15 protein-coding genes are annotated in these 20502 nt (G+C 71.7%); 5 read left to right on the top strand and 10 right to left on the bottom strand.

The features are described from left to right. Positions 1 to 33 precede the first annotated feature (33 nt). The 8 genes from ACVW2K_RS09815 to ACVW2K_RS09780 form a co-directional block, all read right to left on the bottom strand. Entirely contained in the window at positions 34 to 552 is a 519-nt protein-coding gene (locus tag ACVW2K_RS09815; RefSeq protein ID WP_457202372.1) for a hypothetical protein, read from the bottom strand. Next, positions 549 to 1898, bottom strand: a complete 1350-nt coding sequence (locus tag ACVW2K_RS09810; protein WP_457202371.1) for a M20/M25/M40 family metallo-hydrolase — start codon at positions 1896 to 1898, stop codon at positions 549 to 551. Before ACVW2K_RS09810 ends, ACVW2K_RS09815 begins: the two co-directional genes overlap by 4 nt. Next, a complete protein-coding gene (locus tag ACVW2K_RS09805; RefSeq protein ID WP_457202370.1) occupies positions 1895 to 2335 on the bottom strand; it encodes a hypothetical protein in 441 nt (146 codons plus the stop codon). The genes ACVW2K_RS09810 and ACVW2K_RS09805 overlap by 4 nt, the downstream gene beginning before the upstream one ends. Beyond that, positions 2332 to 3789 carry an APC family permease gene (locus ACVW2K_RS09800; protein WP_457202369.1) on the bottom strand — a complete coding sequence of 486 codons (1458 nt, stop codon included), beginning with the start codon at positions 3787 to 3789 and terminating at the stop codon, positions 2332 to 2334. Before ACVW2K_RS09800 ends, ACVW2K_RS09805 begins: the two co-directional genes overlap by 4 nt. Before the next feature lie 78 nt (positions 3790 to 3867). Next, complete coding sequence (locus ACVW2K_RS09795; RefSeq protein WP_457202368.1) at positions 3868 to 4986, bottom strand: aminopeptidase P family protein; 1119 nt, start codon at positions 4984 to 4986, stop codon at positions 3868 to 3870. Continuing rightward, positions 4983 to 6458, bottom strand: a complete 1476-nt coding sequence (locus tag ACVW2K_RS09790) for an MFS transporter (protein WP_231496192.1) — start codon at positions 6456 to 6458, stop codon at positions 4983 to 4985. The genes ACVW2K_RS09795 and ACVW2K_RS09790 overlap by 4 nt, the downstream gene beginning before the upstream one ends. Positions 6459 to 6676: 218 nt before the next feature. After that, a complete protein-coding gene (locus ACVW2K_RS09785; RefSeq protein WP_051549136.1) occupies positions 6677 to 7681 on the bottom strand; it encodes a beta-ketoacyl-ACP synthase III in 1005 nt (334 codons plus the stop codon). Between the two features lie 223 nt (positions 7682 to 7904). Then, the gene (locus ACVW2K_RS09780) at positions 7905 to 8351 is read right to left on the bottom strand and encodes a hypothetical protein (RefSeq protein ID WP_457202367.1); all 447 of its coding nucleotides are present in this window, start codon (positions 8349 to 8351) and stop codon (positions 7905 to 7907) included. Between ACVW2K_RS09780 and ACVW2K_RS09775 the strand changes: the two genes are divergently transcribed. Then, on the top strand, positions 8350 to 8490 hold the full coding sequence (locus tag ACVW2K_RS09775) for a hypothetical protein (RefSeq protein ID WP_457202366.1): 141 nt from the start codon (positions 8350 to 8352) through the stop codon (positions 8488 to 8490). The genes ACVW2K_RS09780 and ACVW2K_RS09775 overlap by 2 nt on opposite strands. Before the next feature lie 91 nt (positions 8491 to 8581). On the opposite strand, the gene ACVW2K_RS09770 is transcribed toward ACVW2K_RS09775, so the two are convergent. Further along, positions 8582 to 9685 (bottom strand): ScyD/ScyE family protein, encoded by a 1104-nt coding sequence (locus tag ACVW2K_RS09770; protein ID WP_457202365.1) that lies wholly within the window; start codon positions 9683 to 9685, stop codon positions 8582 to 8584. A gap of 210 nt (positions 9686 to 9895) precedes the next feature. Here ACVW2K_RS09770 and ACVW2K_RS09765 point away from each other — a divergent pair, with 210 nt between their 5' ends. The 4 genes from ACVW2K_RS09765 (at position 9896) to ACVW2K_RS09750 (ending at position 15749) form a co-directional block, all read left to right on the top strand. Then, the gene (locus ACVW2K_RS09765; protein ID WP_457202364.1) at positions 9896 to 13531 is read left to right on the top strand and encodes a BTAD domain-containing putative transcriptional regulator; all 3636 of its coding nucleotides are present in this window, start codon (positions 9896 to 9898) and stop codon (positions 13529 to 13531) included. A 72-nt stretch (positions 13532 to 13603) separates the two neighbouring features. Then, entirely contained in the window at positions 13604 to 13822 is a 219-nt protein-coding gene (locus ACVW2K_RS09760; protein WP_028637253.1) for a hypothetical protein, read from the top strand. A 50-nt stretch (positions 13823 to 13872) separates the two neighbouring features. Continuing rightward, entirely contained in the window at positions 13873 to 15111 is a 1239-nt protein-coding gene (locus tag ACVW2K_RS09755) for a histidine kinase (protein WP_457202363.1), read from the top strand. Further along, positions 15108 to 15749, top strand: coding sequence for a response regulator (locus tag ACVW2K_RS09750; protein ID WP_457202362.1), 642 nt, complete (start codon positions 15108 to 15110; stop codon positions 15747 to 15749). Before ACVW2K_RS09755 ends, ACVW2K_RS09750 begins: the two co-directional genes overlap by 4 nt. 378 nt (positions 15750 to 16127) lie before the next feature. Here ACVW2K_RS09750 and ACVW2K_RS09745 read toward each other — a convergent pair whose 3' ends face one another. Next, positions 16128 to 20366 carry an nSTAND1 domain-containing NTPase gene (locus tag ACVW2K_RS09745; protein WP_457202361.1) on the bottom strand — a complete coding sequence of 1413 codons (4239 nt, stop codon included), beginning with the start codon at positions 20364 to 20366 and terminating at the stop codon, positions 16128 to 16130. Positions 20367 to 20502 lie beyond the last annotated feature (136 nt).

Below are 20502 nucleotides of genomic sequence, written 5' to 3'. Positions count from 1 at the left end.
GGGAATGGTCCGCGCGTCCGGGGTGGCGCGGCATCACCCCACCGGGGGTGGGGTCTTGCGCCGGTGCCGGCGGGCGACGAGGACACCGACCAGGACCGCGCCGGCGAGCACCAGGCCGCCGACCAGCCACCACCAGCCGGTCGAGTCCTCCTCAGTGGCCTCGGTCGACTCCTCCGGGCTCGGGGACGCGCTCGCCGTGGGCGTCGTGGTCCCGGTCGCGACGGGCGTGGGCGTGACCGTCTCGGTGACGGTCGCGGTTCGTGTCGGCTCTGGAGTCGTGGTCCTCGTGGACGACTCGCTCGCCGTCGGCGTCTCGCTGTCGGTCGGCGGTGCCGACGTCGGACCGACGGTGCTGCTGCTGTCGGTCTCGCTGGGCTCGTCGCTGGGCTCGTCGGTGGGTGCCAGCGTCCGCGTCGGGCTCGGCAGGGTCCGGCTGGGCGACAGCGTCGGCGAGATAGAGGGGCTCGGCCGGTCCGCGGGCGACCCGTCGCTGCCGCAGCCGGTGAGCAGGGCGAGCGCCAGCGCGCCGAGGGCGAGGCGAACCCCGGTCACGACCGTCGGTACCTCTGGAGGAACATCGCCTCGGCCGTGGCCAGCCGCTCGATCTCGCCGGGGTCGACACTCTCGTTGGGGGCGTGGATCAGCGCCAACGGCTCCTCGACCCCCATCAGGACGATCTCGGCGCCGGGGTAGGTGTCGGCGAACACGTTGCACAGCGGGATCGAGCCGCCCTGGCCGAGCAGCACCGCGCCGACTCCGTATGCGTCGCGCATCGCCCCGAGCATCGCGTCGTACGCTGGGCCATCCGTCGCGGCCCGGAACGGGCTGCCGGTGGCCTCGGTCTCGACGGTCACGGTGACGCCCCACGGGGCGGCGGTGGTCAGGTGGTCCGTGAGTGCGGCGAGCGCCTCCTCCGGCCCGGTGCCGGGTGGGATCCGCAGGTTGAGCCGGGCGCTGGCGCGGGGCACGATCGCCGCGGTCGAGCCGACGACGGGCGGGCAGTCGATGCCCAGGATCGTCAGCGCTGGGCGGGCCCAGAGCATGTCCGAGACCGACCCGGAGCCGAGCAGCGACTCGCCCTCGGCGAGCAGCGCGTCGGACCGGAAGGACGCCGGGTCGTACGGCGCGCCCTCCCACGTCTGCGCGTGGTCGAGCCCGGTGACCGTGGTGTTGCCGCCGGCGTCGCGCAGCGACGCGAGCATCTGCACCAGCGCGGCGAGCCCGTCGGGAGTCGGCCCGCCGAACATGCCGGAGTGCAGCTCGGTCGGCAGCGCCTCGACGTGCACCACCACGTTGACCATGCCGCGCAGGCTGACGGTGACGGCCGGGGCACCCACGGCGGCGTTGCCCGTGTCGCAGACCAGGATCGTGTCGGCCTGCAGCAGGTCGGCGTGCCTCGGCACGAAGTCCTCCAGGCCGCCGGTGCCCTGCTCCTCGGAGCCCTCGACGACCAGCTTGAGGTGGACCGGCACGTCGTCGCCGAGCGCTCGCAGCGAGGTGAGGTGCATGAGGATGTTGCCCTTGCAGTCGGCGGCGCCGCGACCGAACCAGCGACCGTCGACCTCGGTGAGCTCGAACGGTGGGGTGCGCCAGGCGTCGTCGTCGAGCGGCGGCTGGACGTCGTAGTGGGCGTACAGCAGGACGGTCGGCGCGTCCGGGTCGGTGGCGGCGCGCGACCCGACGACGGCGTTGCTGCCGTCGGCCGTCTCGTGCAGGCCGATGTCGTCGAAGCCGAGCTCACGGAACGCCTCGACCACCCACTTCGCGGCGCGCGCGCACTCTTCTGGTGGGAACTGCCGGGGATCGGCGACCGACGGGATCGCGACCAGGTCGGCGAGCTCCCCGCGGACCCGCGGCATCAGCTCCGAGACGCGGGCCCGCAGGTCGTCGTCGGTCATCCCCGGATCACGTCCCCGAAGTCGAGGTCCTGGACGGTGTCCTTGAAGTCTGCGAGCTCGTCGGGGCAGTAGACCTGCAGCGCGATCAGCTGGCCCTGAACGACGCGGTTGTCCGCGATGATCGGCCGCTGGCCGGGTCCGGTGGCCCCGTTGACGAGCTGGCCGAACAGGATCGCCTTGCGCAGGGCGCTGCCGGGGTCCTCGCACAGTGCGCCGCCGTCGTCGCCGAGGACGCGCACGATCTGGTCGTGCGACGGTGCGCCGAGCCCCGCGTCCTGCAGGGCCGCGGTCAGCTGGTCTGCCTTGTCCTCGGCCTGCTGGCTGGAGCGGGCCGAGCTGAACGTGAACAGACCGATGACCATCGCCACGACGAGGAGCCCGATCGCGACCCAGTAGATCCAGGTCCGCTTCGGGTCCTCGACCTCGTACCCGCTCACGACGCCACCCCCTCGGCAGTCTCGGGCTGCTTCCAGCCGGGCTTGCGGAAGCGGTAGAAGAGGAACGGCACCAGCAGCCCGAGACCGAGCGCGCCGCCACCGACGATCAGGAAGTACGTCGCGTTGCTGCCGCCGCCGAACTGCGAGGGCGGCACGAAGCCGATCAGCAGCGCCGCCAGCGACGCGGCGAAGCCGACGCCGCACAGCCCGATCAGCATCGGCGCTCGGAAGCCGCGTGGATGGTCCGGGTCCTTGCGGCGCAGCTGGACCGCCGCCACGAACATGAGCAGGTACATGATCAGGTACACCTGCGTCGTGATCACCGAGAAGATCCAGTACGCGCTCGACACGTCCGGGATCAGCGCGTAGCCCAGCGCGATGACGGTGGTGACCGCGCCCTGCGCGACCAGGATGTTCTGCTGGACACCGTGCTTGTTCAGCCGCTGCAGCCATGGCGGGAGGTAGCCCTCCTCGCGGGAGATCAGCAGCAGACCCTTGCTGGGCCCGGCGAGCCAGGTGAGCATGCCGCCGAGCGAGGCGGCGACCAGCATGATGCCGAAGATCGGCGTCAGCCACTGGGTCCCGAACTCCGCGAACACGGCGTCGAACGCCTGCATCACACCGGCGGTGAGCGAAAGGTCCTCGGCCGGCACGATCCAGCTGATCGCGAGCGCCGGGAAGATGAAGATGAGGAGCACCATGCCCATGGCGAGGAACATCGCCTTCGGGAACTCCTTGTCCGGCTTCTTCAGCGAGCCGACGTGCACGGCGTTCATCTCCATGCCGGAGTACGACAGGAAGTTGTTGACGATCAGGACCAGGCTGGAGAGCCCCGCCCAGGCGGGCAGCAGGTGCGCGGAGTCCATCGGCGCCGCGGACTCGTTCCCTTGGCCGAGGAACACCACGCCCAGCAGCACGAGCACCACGCCCGGGATCAGGGTGCCGATGATGAGGCCACCGCTGGCGAGCCCGGCGACGCCCGCCGTACCGCGAGCCGAGACCCACACGCCGCTCCAGTAGACGATCACGATCACGCAGGCCGTCCACACCCCGCTCGACGCGAGCGAGGGGTTGATGACGTAGGCCAGGGTGCTGGCGACGAAGCCCAGCAGGCTCGGGTAGTAGAAGATGGTCATCGCGAACTGGCACCAGACGGCGAGGAAGCCCATCGGCTTGGAGATGCCGCGCGACACCCAGTTGTAGATGCCGCCCTCGTACCCGGACGCGAGCTCGGCCGAGACCAGCGAGGTCGGCAGCAGGAACACGATCGCCGGGACGATGTAGAGGAACACACAGGCCAGGCCGTAGACCGCCATCGTCGGCGCGGCCCGCAGGCTCGCCACCGAGCTGGTCGTCATCATGGCCAGGGCGACCCACGAGATCCAGTGGGTGGCGGGCGTCGCCCGCGTTCGCGCGACCACCGGCTCGTCGGCCGGCACGTCCATCGCAGTCATCGATGCCTCCTGAGACGGGTCTGGTCGTGCTCACTCTGACGCCCGTGAACCGCGGTGGGGGTCACCTGCAACGGGTGATCACGCGACGACCTGCAGCGCGCGGTCGGTGTTGTTGAAGCGTCGCCCGCCGCCGGCGGTGACGGTGACGATGTCCTCGATCCGCACGCCGAAGCGGCCGGTGAGGTAGACCCCGGGCTCGACCGAGAAGCACATGCCGGGCACCAGCGGCAGCTCCTCGCCCTCGATCATGTACGGCGGCTCGTGCGTCGTCGTCCCGATCCCGTGCCCGGTCCGGTGGATGAACTGCTCGCCGTACCCCGCGTCGGTGATGACCCTGCGGGCGGCGCGGTCGACCTCCTGGCACGCGATCCCGGGGCGGACGGCGTCGACGCCGGCCTGTTGCGCCAGGCGGACGACCTCGTGCACCTCACGGATCTCGGCGGTCGGCTCGCCGACGCAGACGGTGCGGCTGGTGTCGGAGCCGTAGCCGTCGCGCAGCCCGCCGAAGTCGAGCACCACGCAGTCGCCGACCTCGATGACCCGGTCCCCCGCCTCGTGGTGGGGGTCCGCGCCGTTCGGGCCGGAGCCGACGACGGTGAAGTCGACCTGCTCGTGGCCGAACCTCCGCAGCAGCTCGGCGAGGTCACCTGCCACGTCGGTCTCCTTGCGCCCGGAGAACCGGAAGCCCAGGATCTCGCCGTACGCCGCGTCCGCGGCCGCACCGGCCGCCTCCAGACGAGCCAGCTCGTTGCCGTCCTTGACCGCGCGCAGCATCGGCAGCCGGTGGGTGAGCGAGTGGTACGCCGTGCCCGGCAGCGCGGCCTGCAGTCCGAGCAGGTGCAGCGCCCAGGCGTTGTCGGAGATGCCGTAGGTGCCGTCCGGGCGGAGCATGGTGCCGGCCGCGGCGAAGGGGTCGGCGCCGTCGGTCCAGTCGGCGAGCGTGGTCGCGCCGGCCCCGACGGCCGCCTCGGCGTCCGGCCGCTCGAGGGTCGGCACGAGCAGCGTCGGCTCCCGGTCTGTGGTCAGGAACAGCATCGTGAGGCGCTCGGTGATCGCGGTCGGCTGGTAGCCGGTGACCCAGTACAGGTCGGGGCCGGGCGTGATCAGCACGCCGTCCAGCCCGGCCGCGCGGCCCTCCTCGACGACGCGGGCCATCCGCGCCGCGTAGTCGTGGCGGGTGAACGGCACGGCACTCACGAGGCACTCCCTGCGGCCGAGGTCGGGATGGTGTGGAGGTGGGCCGCTGCCGAGGCCGCCGCGTCCTGGATGGTGCCCTGCGCCGCCCGATGCCGCCGGATGGCGACGAGCGCGAGCAGGATGCCGAGGGCGCTGATCACGGCCATCAGCCAGGACGCGGCGGCGAGGCCGGACGCCAGGGCGTCGGAGGCGCTGGCGCCGTCGTCGAGGTGGTTGGCCTGGACGCCGCCGTAGATGCTGGCCGCGAGCGCGGTCGCGACCGCCGCCCCGACGTACCGCGCCATGTTGGAGACGCCGGAGGCCTCACCCACCTGCTCCTGCCGGACGCACGAGGTCGCGGCGGACGACGACGGGCCGTTGGAGAGGCCCATCCCGACCGCGATCGCGAGGATCGGCAGCAGGAACGCGGCGTACTGCCACCCGGCGTCGACGAGGCCGATGCCCACGAACCCGGCGGCCATCAGGATGAAGCCGACGCCGATCACCTGGCGGCCGCCGAGCCCGTTCGACAGCCTCGGGACGAACGGCGCGACCACGACGAGCCCGACGGTGGCGGGCAGCGTCGCGAGGCCCGCCTCGAGCGGGCTGAAGCCGAGCGCCGCCGGGTTCTGGAAGTAGAGGCTGAGCAGGTACATCAGGCCGTTGATGGTGCCGGCGCCGATCAGGATCGCCAGGGTGGAGCCGACGAGGATCCGGTTGCGCAGCAGCGCCAGGTCCAGGAGGGGTACGGCGACCCTCTTCTCGGTCAACACGAAGAGGAACCCGGCCACGACCGAACCCGCGAAGCAGCCCAGCGTGGCCGCGGACAGCCAGCCCCAGTCGCCGCTCTTGGTGAACCCGTAGATCAGCGGCGCCAGGGTGAGCGCGATCAGGACGGTGCCGAGATAGTCGATCGCGCCCGTGCGGTTCTCGTCGCGCGACTCCTGGACGGTCGCGTAGGTGAGCAGCATGCAGACCACGGCGACGCCCGCGTCGATCCAGAACAGGCCCTGCCAGCCGGTGAGGTCGACGAGGAGACCGCCGAGCAGCGGCCCGGCGGCGGCGCCGACCGCGGCCGCGGCCCCCCAGAGCGACACGAACTTCAGCTGCTGGTCGCCCGAGGTCGCCACCGTGAGCAGGCTCAGGCCGCAGGCCAGGATGGTCGCACCCGCAGCGCCCTGGATGAGGCGTCCGGCGATGACCATGCCGCCGCTCTGCGCCACGGCGATGAGCACGCACGAGACCACGAACAGGAGCAGGCCGATCTGGAAGATGCGCTTGCGGCCGAACACGTCGCCGAGCGAGCCCGAGGTGATGATCACGGCCGCGCCGACCAGCGAGTAGCCGGTCACCGCCCACTGCAGCGTGTCGACCGACATGCCGGTGTCCTCGCTGATCGCCGGGAGCAGGATGCTCACCGCCGAGGTGTTGGCGTTGACGACGAGCGTCGAGAGGCAGGTGGCCGCGAGCACACCGCTGGTTCGTCCGGGCACGGCCACGACGCTAGGTCGGCCCCACGGGCGGACATTCACCCGATCCGGGCGAGTCGGAGCGGTGCGCTCCGCCGCCACGCTGTCCGGGTGGCGGGCGGTGCCGGACCTGCTGACGATGGCCACGATCGAGCTCTCGGCGGGCTCCATCATCCCGGCGTCCTGGTCGGCACCGGCCTCTCCGCACGCGTCGGCCGGGTCACCGGCGGGTGGCGCGGGCTCTAGGAGGCAGCGACCGGCGGCAGCGTGACGACCTGCGAGGCGTAGCTGAGGCCGGCGCCGAACGCGATCAGCAGGGCGGTGTCCCCGACGCTCGCCTCGCCGCCGCGCAGCATCGCCTCGATGGCCAGCGGCACCGATGCGGCGGACGTGTTGCCCGAGTCCTGGACGTCGCGCGCGACCGCGATCTCGGGCGGGAGCTTGAGGTTGCGGGCCAGGGTCTCGGTGATCCGCAGGTTCGCCTGGTGCGGGATGAACGCGTCGAGGTCCGACATCGCGAGCCCGGCCTCGTCGACGGCCACGCGGGCGACGTCCGCCATCGCGAACGGCGCCCAGCGGAAGACCGCCGTGCCCTCCATCTGCACGACGAGCGGATGCTCCGCGTCGAGCTCGTCGCAGGGCAGCGACTGCGTGATCACGTGGGACTGCGAGCCGTCCGAGCCCCAGGCCACCGGTCCGATGCCGGGCTCGTCGGCAGGGCCCACCACGACGGCGCCCGCACCGTCGGCGAAGATGAACGCGGTGCCGCGGTCGGTGGGGTCCATGAAGGTGCTGAGCCGCTCGACCCCGACGACCAGCACGTAGCGGGAGTTGCCGCCGCGGACCAGGTCGGAGCCGACGGACAGGGCATGGCAGAAGCCCGCACAACCCGCTGAGACGTCGAACGCCGCGGCCCGCGAGCCGAGCCGGTTCGCCAGCACCGGCGCCGCGGCCGGGGTGTGCTGGACGTGGGTCGACGTCGCGACGATCACCGTGCCGAGGTCGCCGGCGGCGACACCGGCCGCGGCCAGCGCCCGCTCGGCCGCGATAGCCGCCATGTCGAGGAGCGACTCGTCCGCCGCGGCATACCTCCGGGTCCGGATGCCGGACCGCGTCCGGATCCACTCGTCGCTGGAGTCGAGCACCTCGCAGATCTCATCGTTGGTGACGAGGCGCTCGGGTCGGTAGACCCCGAGCCCGAGCATGGCGGTCGCCGCCGCTCCGGTCCGCTGGCTGATCGTCGCCATCACTGCTCCTGACTCCCGACGGTGTGGTCGAGCGAAGGCTAGACCCACCTGCCGTGAGCCGAGCCCTCGGCTGGGCACACTGTCCCCGGTCGAGGTCGGTCCTACTCGCCCTCGCGTCCGCGGCGGGTAGGAGATGGAGCTCCGACCGGGCCACTCGTGCGCTGGCCTGCGGGAACGACCCACCCGCCGAGCGGCTCAGCACCCAGGTCCAGGACACGGTCACCTAGTGCATCGCCGTGGTGGTCTGCAGCGGGTCGACCTGCGCGGCGAGGCATGGGGAGTTCGCGGACAGCCCCGCGGCGATCAGGTCGGCGTGGAGCGCAGCGTTGCTGTCGGCGCGATCCTGCTCTGCCGCGGCGAACGCGTCGGCGTCCCGGGCTCGAGCCTGGCGCACCTCCTCCTGCACGAGTCGTTGCCCGTCACCGAGATCAGCGACGGCCGTCGTCCAAGCGGTACCGCCGGTCGATGGGTCGCCGAGACCTTCCAGCTTCGACACGAGCGTGTGGTAGGCCGGGTTGCGGTCGAGGAAGGCGGCGACCTTCGGCAACTGGTCCGGGTCCGGCGCGAACCTGCTGAATCCTGGTAGCCGGAGCAAGTGTTCGGCGTTGTAGTCCGCGTACGACGTGCAGACGGCCTCGGCGCGGTCGACGAATGCAGGGTCGACGGTCATGGATTGGTCCGAGGTGTCCACCGCCGCCGACCCGCCGTCGCTGTCGCTGCTTCCGCAGCCGGAGACGCCGAGCAGCACCACGAACATGGCGGCGCAGGTCCTGCTCAGCCTTCCCTCGACCCGGGGCGCCGGCCGGTGACGGCGGAGAGGGGTCGGACTCGGGTTCGTGCCCGGGCTCGCAGCCGGGGTCGTGGCCAGCTCTTCGTGGTCGTCCGGGGAAGCCATGGCCGTCAGCCCTGGTGCCGATCGCTGCGCAGACAGATCGACCAGATGTCGCCGTCCAGGTCGACCACGTACGCCCGCCGACCGACGATCTCCATCGAGGTCGGCCGGTCCAGGCCGGATGCCACGCTGGTCAAGGTGCCGTCGCGACGGACCCGCATCAGCGCCCCGGTGTCGGGGTCCGCGGGCGAGCCCTCGGGATTGCCGGGGGTGAACTCGCCCTGCGAGAGGACGTACAACCCACGGGCGCCGCTCTCGACGTCCACGGCGAGCCGGGCGCCGGCCGCGACCTCGCGGACGGTCGTGCCGCCGGGGCGGAAGGCGACGACCTTCCCGTTCTCGGGCAGGTGAGGCACCGGGCCGGCCTCAGCCATCAGCACCGTGTGGCCACGGCGCTCGAGACCGGTGGGGACGATGTCGTCGAAGGCGATCACCTCGGAGACATTGGCACCCTCGGCGCCGTCGAGGTCGACGCGCAGCACCCTGTTGTGGTGCCCGTCGGTGACCAGCAGGTCGCCGCGCCAAGGCAGCAGCGCGAACTGGACCCCGCTCGGCACGAAGAACGCCGGCGCAGGCGGGTTCGCGATCGCCCAGCTGCCGATGTCGGCCACCGGTGTCACCGTCGTCGGACCGTCCACCCGGTAGATCCCCACGACACTGTCACCGCCGACATCCGATCCGACGAGCGAGACCAGCACGTAGGCAACGCCGCGGACGAAGGCGATGTCCATGGCTCCGCCGGGGCCCTCGAGCACCCGCGTCGGCAGCCCCGATGCCCACGTGGAGACCGCTCCGGAACACCGGTCGATCCGAGCCACCTCGCCGGCGATGCCCTCGACGGCGTACAGCGCGCCGTCTGGACCGATGGTGCTGCCGAGCGCGCCTTCCAGCCCCGAAGCGAGCAACCGCGGCGCCGACCCGGCAGCGCGAAGACGGTCGTGACTGCACGACGACGTGCCGGAGGCCTGCCGCGTCGGCGCCGCCGCACCGGACGTCGAGCTGACCGACGCTGCGGTGGCCGGGGCCGCGAGGACGGCGGCGGGCGCAGACGCCAGCAGCAGCGGGACCGCTGCGGCCAGGCTGAGCATCACGCGCTTGGAGATGTACGACATGGCAGCCTCCAGGGGCTGGGCGAGGTGCCTCACTCGGGAGAGCGGGGTCCGTGGCGCGCAAGGCGTCCCGGCTCCAGGCATTGGAGCCCGGACGGCTTGGAAAGACCTTGCATCCGGGTCGCACGAGCCACGACAACCCGCCCGAGAAGCCTCGTGGAGCGATCCGGAACGGGTCTACGCTGTGGTGACACCACCAGGATCGACGTGCGCATGAGGGATTCGGACACGGCCGTCGCGTCACTCGCCTTCGGGGTGCTGGGTCCGCTCGAGGCGACGTACGCCGGGAAGCGTGTGCCGCTGGGAGGACGCCAGCAGCGGGTCGTGCTCGCCTTGCTCGTCTGTGAGCTCGGCAGGGTCGTCAGCATCGAGCGCCTGATGCACGAGGTGTGGCGCACCGCCCCGCCCCCGGGCGCGGTCACGAGCCTGCAGACCTACGTGTTCCGCCTTCGCCGGCTGCTGGAGCCGACGCGCGCCCACGGCACCCCCGGACGCGTCCTGGTGACCGTGCCGGGCGGCTACCTGCTCGACATCGACCCGTCATGGGTCGACATGACCCGGTTCGAGCAGGACGTGGCTGCCGGAGACCTCGCGATGCACCTGGGCGCGCTGAATCCTGCGGTCACCGCGTACGGTTCCGCACTCGCGCGATGGCGCGGCGATGTCCTCGCCGACCTCGCCGACCTCGACTTCGTCTTGCCACTGCGGGCACGGCTGGACGAGATGCGCACCTCTGCGCAGCAGTCCCGCGTCCAGGCGCGGCTCGAGCTGGGAGACCACCTCGACGTCCTCGGAGAGCTGGAGGCGCTCGTCGCCGAGCACCCACTGCGCGAGGCCCTGCACGCCCAAAGGATGCTTGCGCTGTACCGATCCGGCCGCCAGTCCGACGCCCTGGCCGCCTACCGGGAGCTGCGGGCGCTGCTGGGGACCGAGCTCGGGATCGACCCCAGCCCGCCGTTGCAGGAGCTCAACAGCAGGATCCTGTCGCAAGACCCGACACTGGCGTGCCGAGGACCACGAGCGGGCCTGCCTGCAACGTCCGGCTCTGCCACCACTCCCGCCCAGACGCCTGCGGCGTCCGCGGAGCGAGCACACGCACCTGCGCCGCGGCCGGGCGGCCGGACGCGTAGCCGCCGGCGGCGGCTGGGCGGGGTCGTCGCCGGCATCGCCACCGTGGCGCTCCTGACGGTCGGAGCGACCATGGCGGGCCGGGACGACCCAGCGGGGCCCCGGTCCCAGCGCGGGGTGCCGGCCAACGCCGCGAGCCAGGTCGACGGGTCCGGATCGATCGTCACCTCGGTGGCTGTCGGAGCGAACCCGATCGCGCTTGCCCTGGCGCGGGACCGGGTGTGGGTCGTCAGCGCCGGCGAAGACACGGTGTCCGAGATCGATCCGTCGACGAGTGCGATCCAGCAGGTGACCAGCGTCGGTCACGATCCACGCGCCGTAGCCGTCACCGGCGACGACCTGTGGGTCACCAACTTCGCCGACGGGACGGTCTCGCGGATCGACGGACCCACCGGCAGGGTGGTCGACACCATCGACGTCGGCAGCGGGCCTGACGCCATCGCTGCGGGCCCGGCCGGATTGTGGGTCGCCAACAGCGGTGACAACACGATCCAGCGGATCAATCCGGTCAGCGGGGTCCCCGCCGTCCCGATCCCGGTCGGCGACGGTCCCGACGGCCTGGCCGTCGACGGCACCTCGGTGTGGGTGGCGAATGGTCGGTCCGGCAGCGTCATGCGGATCGACGGCCGCACCGGGCAGCAGATGACGCCACCGGTCCAGGTCGGCACCGGGCCACGCGGCCTGGCCCGGGCCGGACCCGACGTGTGGGTCGCCGACGAGCTCTCCCAGAGCGTCACCCGGATCGACGTCGCCACCGGGCACACCGACACGATCAGCGTGCCAGACGGACCCACCGCTGTCGCCGCTCTCGGCGACTCGATCTGGGTGGCGGCGAAGTACTCGGGGGCACTAGTCCGCATCGACCCGGACACCGGGCGATCTCACATCATCGACGCCGGCGCGCCCGTCGCGGCCCTGACCGTCGTCGGCGACCACCTGTGGGTCGCGTCTGGTGCCTTCCCGTCCAGCGGCCACCGTGGCGGAACGCTGCGGATCGCCGCAGCGCTGCTGCCGGGCGACATCGCGGGTATCGACCCCGCGGGCATCTACGAGCGCACCACCCTGCACGCCGTCCGCGGTGTCTACGACGGGTTGCTGGCCTACAACTACTCCACCGCGGATCCGCAGGTCCTCGTGCCCGACCTCGCGACCACGGTCCCCGAGCCCACCGATGGCGGCCGGACCTACACCTTCAACCTCCGTCGCGGCATCAGGTACTCGACCGGTGCCGAGATCAAGGCGTCCGACCTGGTGCGCGGCGTGCATCGAGCGCTGCTGTCACGGTCAGGCCGTCCCGACTTCTACGCCGGCGTCGTGGGAGCCCAGGCGTGCATCGAGCACCCGACCCGGCCGGCGTCGTGCGACCTGGGTCGCGGCGTGGTCGCGGACGACGACGACGGCCGCGTGACCTTCCACCTCACCGCACCCGACCCCCTCTTCCCCTACAAGCTGACCCTCCTGGTCGTCCCGACACCCGCGGGCACACCACTGCGCGACCTGGGATCGGCGCTGCCCGGCACCGGCCCCTACCGGGTCACCGGCTATCGGCCGCACCGGACATTCGACCTCGACCGCAACCCCTACTTCCGACAGTGGTCCGCTCCGGCGCAGCCCGACGGCTTCGCCGACCGCATCACCTGGACACACGTCACCGACGTCCGGGCGGCCGTGGCCGCGGTACGGCAAGGGGACGCCGACCTGGCCGAGCTGACCCCCTTGGGCGAGACCGGCCGGGAGGCGGGTTCGATCGTGGACCGGCTCTCCGTCTCGCTGCCCAGCCGCCTGCACAGCAGCATCGTCCAGGGGATCTACTTCGCAGTGCTGAACTCATCGATCGCCCCCTTCGACGACGTCCGGGTCCGCAGGGCCGTCAACTACGCGGTCGACCGGGAGGAGGTCGTCGACCTCCTGGGCGGGGCCCGCGGTCGCGGCCACCACCTGCCAGCTGCTGCCGCCGAGCATGCCGGGCTACACCCGGTACTGCCCGTTCACGACCGACGCGGCCCTCAACGGCTACCGAGGCCCCGTGCCGGATCGGGCGGCGCGCCTGGTGACCGAGTCAGGGACGCGCGGGATGGAGGTCGCGGTGACGGACATCGTCGACGACCCCGAACCCCCACTGAGTGCGTACCTGGCCGGCGTTCTGCGGGACCTCGGGTACCGGGCGAGGATCCGCCACCTCCCGAACACCCAGCACAGCGTCGACACCTACTACGGCAACGACAGCGGCATCCAGGTCGAGGCCGGCGGCTGGTTCGCGGACTTCCCCGCTCCGTCGAACTTCTTCGACCTCGTCGGGTGCGGCGCAACCGGCGGGTACCCGTTCAACTACTGCAACCGAGGCCTCGACCGACGGACGGCTGCCGCCGATGCGGCCTTCCGCACCGACCCGACCACCGCGCTGGCCACCTGGGCCGACGTCGACCGCGCTGTCACGGACCACGCGGCGCTCGTGCCGCTCGCCAACCCCGTCAACTGGTGGCTCAACGCCAGACGCGTCGGCAACTACCAGAACGACAGCCGCGACATCGGGCCCCTCCTCAGCCAACTCTGGGTCCGCTGACCGCCGCCCCCGTGCTGTCGCATCGTCGAGGCGACGCCGCCGCACCTGGTAGCGGACACGGCTGCATGGACTCGGCCGACCCTCGAGGGAGATGCGTCGAGGCGATCCCACTGACTCGGGAGCAATGTGGGACTCGTTTGGGACTGCAGGTCCCATGACACGGGCAGGTCGCGCCTTGCAGGCTGTGGCCATACCCCGGCGCTGGGCCGGGACCTCTCGAAGGAGGAGCCATGCTCCGTCAACACCCCGTCCGAGTCCTGTCGGTCGTCGCCCTCGTCACCCTGGGTCTCTTCCTGCTCTCCGCGCCCGGAGCCGACGACTCGAGCGGCGCGTGGTACTACATCAGCGCCTTCGGCTGGTTCGGGTTCCTGATCGGGTTCCTGATCCTCGTGGTCCTGGCCGTCGTCGTCACCGTCCAGAAGGTCCGCGCTCGCGGGCAGCAGGCGTGATCGAGCGATCCCCCTGACGGGCGCCTCTCCCCCATGCGACGCTGTTCGCCATGACCGCTACCGACGGAGCGGTCCCGCGGGCCCGGCGGGTCTCGGCCCGGACGCTGTGGGACCGCTCGGTACACCGAGTGCTCTACACCCTGTTGTTCATGTTCGTGGCCGTCATCATGGCGACACTGGTCGTGCCGCCACTACGGCTGTACTCCGGCGTCCACGAGCAGATCATCGCCTTGGCCGTCATCCTGGTGGTCGCCATCGAGCTGCTCAGCACCCGCCTGCACCGCTTCGTCGACTGGCTCCTCTACGGACAGCGCAGCGACCCGGCGGCAGCGACCGCACGACTGGCCCGTCCGATCGCCAACAGCGACGACGCACACACCTTGGAGGAGCTGCTCGCCGCACTGGCCGAGACGCTGAGACTCTCGTACGTCGGCGTGCGCATCAACCAGCCGGCGAGCATCACCGAGGCGGGGGTGGACGCCGGGTCGGCGACGCTCGCGGTCCCGATCCGTCGTGCCGGTCGCGAGCTCGGTGCGCTGCGTGCGGGACGACGCGGCCAGCCGCTCGACCGCCGCGACGAGCGGCTGCTGGAGGCCGCAGCCGCCCAGATCGGGCTCGTCCTGCACGCCCGCTCGCTCACCGAGGAGCTGCGCACGGCCCGCGAGGAGCTGATCTCCGGTGTCGAGGAGGAACGACGCCGGCTGCGTCGCGACATCCACGACGGCGTGGGTCCCACGCTCGCCGGCATCGCCCTCGGCGCCGAGTCCGCCGACCGAGCGGTGGATCAGAACCCCGCCCGGGCCCACCAGCTGCTGTCCTGCCTCTGCACTGACGTGGCCGGCCTGGTGGCGGAGGTACGCCGCGTCGTTGACGGCCTGCGCCCCGCTCTGCTCGACGAGCTGGGCCTGGTCGGCTCTCTCCAGCAGCTCGGTCGGTCGATCGAGGAACGCACTGGCGTGGCAGTCACCGTCGACGCCTCCGACCAGGTGTCGCTACCCGCGGCCGTGGAGGTCGCGGCGTACCGCATCGCTGCCGAGGCACTCACCAATCTCGCGCGCCACGCCACGCCCCAGCGAGCCTGGGTGCGCGTCCAGGCCGTCGACCAGAACCTGCTGCTCGAGATCTCCGACGACGGCTGCGGCGGCGCCGGTGACCGGCCGGGCGGGATCGGCATGGGCTCGATGCGCCAACGAGCCGAGGACGTCGGCGGAACCCTCGAGGTCACGAGCGGCGTGGCAGGAACCGTCGTCCGGGCACGGCTCCCGCTCCAGACGGCGGTGTCGGCATGACCGTGCTCCGCGTCGTCGCCGTCGACGACCACCCGGTCTTCCTGCGGGGTCTGGTGGCCTGTCTCGAGGACGCGCCCGACGTCGAGATCGCGGGACTCGCAGCCGACGGCGAGTCCGCGCTCGAGGTCATCGCAGCGACCGGCCCCGACGTCGTGCTGCTCGACCTCAACCTGCCGCGCCTCGACGGCGTCGGGGTGCTCGAACGGCTCCGGTCGTCCGGGGCGGACGTCCCGGTCCTGATGCTGACGATGTACGAGGACGAGCGCGCCCTTCGCGCCGCCTTCGATGCGGGTGCCCGGGGCTACCTCCTCAAGGGATCTGACCAGGCGGCGGTCCTGGCTGCCCTGCGCACCGTCGCCGGCGGCGGAGTGGTCGTCGGACGGGAGCTCGCCGACCGACTCACCAGCCTGATGAGCGCACCTCCGGCCCACGCCGCGCCACGTCGGGTCGCCGACCTGAGCGAGCGCGAGACCGAGGTCCTGGCGCTGATCGCAGCCGGGCGCAGCAACACCGAGATCGTCCAGGAGCTGGTGGTCAGCGCCAAGACCGTCCGCAACCACATCACCCGCATCTTCACGAAGCTCGGCGCAGCAAACCGCGTCGAGGCGATCGCGCGGGCCCGGGAGCTCGGGCTGTGACCCTGAGAGCTCCGCTGACGGAGGAGCAGGACTCAGCGGCTCGACTGCCCAGTCGCAGCGCGTCGGGACCTGCTTCGGCATACTGCCGGCGGATCGGCGAGGCCGCTCGAACTGCACCGGGGTCGTCCCGTGCTTTCTCCGACGGCATCCCCGATCCTCCGCCTCCGTGGGGGATAGGAAATTCAGTCCTGACCAGCGCTCTTGAACGCTTACCCGCGCAAACAGCCCGCCAGTCCAGAACGCAATCCAGTTCCGCACGTGGCCAACGCAACCAGCGGCCACCGCGACGGCGAACTGAACTCGTTTCGAGTTCGGCGGCAGAGCGTTGGTCCGATGTAGGCAAGTCGCGTAGGCGGACTCCAGGTGAGCACGGGAGCGTCATCCGTCCTGGTCCGGGCAGACTGATCGGTAGGGCTGGGCGGGGAGGAAGTCTTCCCACTCGCGGTCGGTCAGGTTCCGTCCGGCCATCTGGCACGCGTAGTCGAGTGCCCGGTCGGGGTCGGTCTCCCAGCGGTAGACCGCGCCGTCGTACGACGCGATGGCGACGTCGTGGCTGTCGCCGATGAACTGCGCGCTGGCCGGGACCGGGTCTTCCAGGCGAGGTGAGTGCACGGTGCCGAGCAGATCGAGTGTCGTGGCGTCCCACAGGCTGACTCCGCCGTCGTCGGCGCCGGAGACCAGGAGCTCGCCGTCGGCGGAGTAGTCGAGCCAGAGCATCTCGGCATCGAGGCTGGTGGATCGCCGTTCGTCCCCGGTCGAGACATCGATGGTGGTGAGGTCCCCGGTGCCTCCGGCCACCGCGACCGTCGAGCCGTCCGGAGAGGCAGCCGAGGCGATCGGACGCATGCCGAGGTCCCCCTCGGACAAGACCTCGCCCGTTCGGACGTCGATCACCCGCCAGTGCAGCGAGGTCAGGTCGGCGGACACCTCCTGAACCATCGCGGTGCTTCCGTCCCCGATCGGGATGACTCTCTGGGCCGGGCCCTCGTGCGCGCCTCCCCGTGGTCGAAGCGTCTCGGCGTCAAGGACGAAGGTCCGTTCGGGGGTGGCCATGAGCAGGTCGCGGCCCCCGTCGACGTACGCCAGCCCCAGGACGGGGCCGCCCGCCAGAGGCCGGTGCCGGATGAGCTCGCCCGTCGCGGAGTCGAGTAAGGTCACGATGCCCTCGGAGCAGGGGCCGTCGGTGCACGAGTAAGTGACGTAGTTCGCGCCGTCGGGATGCCAGCTACTCCGAGCCGCGGAGTCCTCCGCAACCGGGAGGCGCGTCGGCGCGCTCCGTTCTCCCGTGGCTGTGTCGACGAATCTGATCCATCCTGCGCCCGTTTCGTCGAGCCAGCGGTAGGCCATCTGCTGTCCGTCCGGGGAGAAGTCGGCCTGCGCGAACACGTCGGCGTCGCGGAGGTGGGTGGTCCGCTGCAGGTAGGTGTCCTCCATCGACAGGTCCCGGGTGCGCAGCATCGAGTCGCCGCCGCCTTCGTAGACCACGTCGCCGTCGGGGCTGAAGCCCACGCCCCACTGATCGGGCGTGTCCCACCGTTCGAGAGGCCGGCCGGTGGCGGTGTTCCAGACGATGATCTCGCCGTCGCGGGAGTGCGATCCCAGCAGCGAGCCGTCGGGTGAGAACCGGAGGTCGCGGACCCAGTCCCGGTGTCCACGCAGGGTGTGGACCGTCGCTCCCGTGGCCGCACTGACCAGGAGCGCCTTCTTTCCCGTGAACGACTGACCCGTGGCCCCGACTGCCAGCAGTGTCCCGTCGGGGCTCGCCTCGAGAACGAGATACGACCAGACGTGCGCGCGCCGCCAGATCGCCTTGCCGGTCGCCACGTCCCACGCCGTCAGCGGCCAGCTGGTGTAGAGGGTATGGCCGTCACGGCTGAGGACGACCCCTTGGTCATCGGTTCCGATGGGCACCCGGATCGGCGGCGCCGGCGGGGAGTGGAGGTCCCAGACCACCGCATACCCTGGGTAGCTGCCTGCCTCGGTCGTCCCTCGGGGCTGCCGCTTCACAGTAGCGGCGAGGTAGCGGCCGTCGCCGCTGAAGGAGGGTGGGGCGTAGGAGTCCCACAGCGGCTCGTGGCCGAGGATGCCAAGCTTCCGCGTCGGCTGCATGTTGTTTGGGTCCAGCAGGCGGACGGGCTCCCTGGAGCGCTGGTCTTCCAGGACGACCGCGAGCTGTGTGCTGTCGGGGCTGAACGCCGAGAGGAGCGATCCCGACGTGCCTGTGGGCCGATGGGCGTCGTAGCTGCGCAGCAGCCGGCTGGTGGACGCGTCGTAGAGGTGCATCTGATTCTGCTCGTCCGAGGACGCGATCCACCGGCCGTCTGGACTCACGGCCAAAGACTCGAGGAAGCCGCCCGCGGGTGGCTCCGAGCGGACCAGGTTCGGTCTCTTGTCGAGAGCGGCCACCAGATTGGCCAGGGTCTCCGGCGAGTGGTCCAGTCGCGCGCCTGCGGCGGCGAGCAGCAGCGAGAGGCTGATGTCGTCGACGACCTGGGATCGGGTCCCGATGCGTCGTGCGTCTGCGGAGAGGGCCGCCTGTTCCGCGTGTGCGGCGTTCTCGTTCGCTCGCTCGGACTGGACCACCGCCAGCATCCCGGCGACCAGCGCGATCACGAGGAGTGCGGCGGCGCCGCCCAGGACGAGCCGGAGTCGACGGATCATCCGAGCCTGAGTACGTGCGCGTTCGATGATGCTGTGCTGCTCGGCCTCGGCGTGGTGGGAGGACGCCTCGAGGAACTGTTCCTCGGCCTCGGTGAGGGCGGTGCCCTCCTGGGCGCTCCAGTCGAGCGCCCGGCTCAGCCGGATGCCGCGGTAGAGCTCGCTGTCTGGACGGCCGAGCGCCTTCCAGGCGTCGGCGGCGGCCGAGAGGTGGTGGCGGATCCGCTGGCCCTCGATGTCGTCGTCGAGCCACCCGCGGAGCCGGGGCCAGGCTCGGGTGAGGGCCTCGTGGGTGATCTCGAGGGCGCCGTCGTCGCTGGTGACCAACCGGGCGGTGACCAGCATCTCGATGAGTTGTTCGTGCTCGGCGTCCGTGCCGACCAGGCGCCGCGGCACCCGGGTGCGGACCGGTTCGCCCTCGGGGCCGGGGGAGACCAGGCGTAGGACGAGGTCGCGCAGGAGGTGTCTCTGCTCCACCGTGACTCGGGAGTAGAGACCCTCGGCCGACTGGGCCACGGCTCCGTTGATGCCGCCGCTCGCTCGGTAGCCGGCCACCGTGAGCGTGCTGCCCTCGCGGCGCTTCCAGGTCTCCAGCAGCGCGTGCGACATCAGGGGCAGCGCCCCGGGGTCGTTCCTGACCTCGCGGACGAGGAGGTCGACCAGGCCCGGCTCGATCAGCAGCCCCGCCTGACGGGCCGGGGTCTCCACCGCGCTGCGCAGGCCCTCCTCGTCCAGCCCGCCGACCAGGTACATGCCGCGTTCGACGAGCCGGCTGAAGCCCGGGTGGGTGGCGAGGTCGGCCAGGTGGTCGGCGCGCAGGGCGACGACCACGGTCCGGCTCGCGGCCTCAGCGGTCAGCGTGCGGAGGAACTCCCGCTGCTCCTCGGGGGTCTTGCACAGCGAGAACAGCTCCTCGCACTGGTCGACGAGCAGGGCCGCCCCGCGTGGGGCGTGCGCGAGCGCGGTCAGCGACTCCATCGGGTGGGCGCCGGGCGTGATCGTCTCGCTGGGTTGCCCGCTACGTCGCAGGGCCGCCGCGACTCCGGCCCGCAGCAGCGAGGACTTGCCCGAGCCCGAGGGACCCACCATGGCGAGCACCGGGGTCCGGGCCAGGATCTCCAGGCAGGCGGCGACGTCGGCGTCCCGCCCGAAGAACCAGTCGGCGTCCTCGACGCCGTACGGCCGCAGGCCCAGCCACGGGCAGCTCGCCGACGGGGCGGGCGCATCGGCGACCAGCAACGAGGAGTCCTGCCGCAGGATCGAGGTCTCGAGCGCGACCACGTCGGGGCCAGGGTCGATGCCCAGATGCTGGGTCAGGACCCCTTTGAGCTGGTGGATCGTGCGCAGCGCCTCGCCCTGCTGCCCGGACTGGTACTGGGCGCGGGCCAGCAACACCCAGCGATGCTCACGCAGCGGCGCGGCGCGGACCAGAACGTGCGCATCGGAGAGGACCTCGCGGTACCGCCCGGCCCGCAGCAGAGCGTCGACCCGGAGCTCCTCGGCCTCCAGGCGCAGCTCGGACAGCCGGGTGCCGGCCGCAACCGCCGGCTCCCAGCTCTCCAGGTCGGCGAAGGCCTCCCCGTGCCACAGGGCCAGCGCGTCGGTCAGCAGGTACGCCGCCCGGTCGGCCTCCCCGAGGGTGAGCAGCTCCCGGGCCCGGCCGACCTGGTCCTCGAACCGCAGCGAGTCCACCTCCTCGGTGGACAGGTGCAACACGTAGCCGTGCGGTGACGTCTGGACCGCGTCCCGCCCCAGCACCTTGCGGATCCGGACCACGCAACCCTGCAGGATCTTGCCGGCCGACGCCGGAGGGCGCTCCCCCCAAAGCGCGTCGAAGAGCTGGTCGGCGCTCACCGGGTGTCCGGGATTGGTCGCCAGCGATGCAAGAACCACGCGGTCCCGCCGACCCAGCGTTCCCGAGCCATCCACCGTCAGCGGGCCGAGCACCGTGATGCCCATCCACTCACAGTCCTCCCGGGCACAGGCGCAGTCAACGGGGCCGATACCGAGGCGATACCGCTCCCGCACCACCGCGATACCGCCCGATGTCACAACAGAGACCCAAACCGGGGACACCAGCCCCGACCACCCGAGG

It is taken from the genome of Nocardioides sp. HB32 (genome assembly GCF_054058995.1).
This window is presented reverse-complemented; position numbering and strand designations above follow the sequence as displayed.

What these genes read in the sequence shown, in the direction of transcription:
- ACVW2K_RS09810 (WP_457202371.1), bottom strand. Translation starts at nt 1,898, where the DNA reads ATGACCGACGACGACCTGCGGGCCCGCGTCTCGGAGCTGATGCCGCGG.
- ACVW2K_RS09800 (WP_457202369.1), bottom strand. Translation starts at nt 3,789, where the DNA reads ATGACTGCGATGGACGTGCCGGCCGACGAGCCGGTGGTCGCGCGAACG.
- ACVW2K_RS09785 (WP_051549136.1), bottom strand. Translation starts at nt 7,681, where the DNA reads ATGGCGACGATCAGCCAGCGGACCGGAGCGGCGGCGACCGCCATGCTC.
- ACVW2K_RS09775 (WP_457202366.1), top strand. Translation starts at nt 8,350, where the DNA reads ATGGATTGGTCCGAGGTGTCCACCGCCGCCGACCCGCCGTCGCTGTCG.
- ACVW2K_RS09780 (WP_457202367.1), bottom strand. Translation starts at nt 8,351, where the DNA reads ATGACCGTCGACCCTGCATTCGTCGACCGCGCCGAGGCCGTCTGCACG.
- ACVW2K_RS09770 (WP_457202365.1), bottom strand. Translation starts at nt 9,685, where the DNA reads ATGTCGTACATCTCCAAGCGCGTGATGCTCAGCCTGGCCGCAGCGGTC.
- ACVW2K_RS09765 (WP_457202364.1), top strand. Translation starts at nt 9,896, where the DNA reads ATGAGGGATTCGGACACGGCCGTCGCGTCACTCGCCTTCGGGGTGCTG.
- ACVW2K_RS09760 (WP_028637253.1), top strand. Translation starts at nt 13,604, where the DNA reads ATGCTCCGTCAACACCCCGTCCGAGTCCTGTCGGTCGTCGCCCTCGTC.
- ACVW2K_RS09755 (WP_457202363.1), top strand. Translation starts at nt 13,873, where the DNA reads ATGACCGCTACCGACGGAGCGGTCCCGCGGGCCCGGCGGGTCTCGGCC.
- ACVW2K_RS09750 (WP_457202362.1), top strand. Translation starts at nt 15,108, where the DNA reads ATGACCGTGCTCCGCGTCGTCGCCGTCGACGACCACCCGGTCTTCCTG.
- ACVW2K_RS09745 (WP_457202361.1), bottom strand. Translation starts at nt 20,366, where the DNA reads ATGGGCATCACGGTGCTCGGCCCGCTGACGGTGGATGGCTCGGGAACG.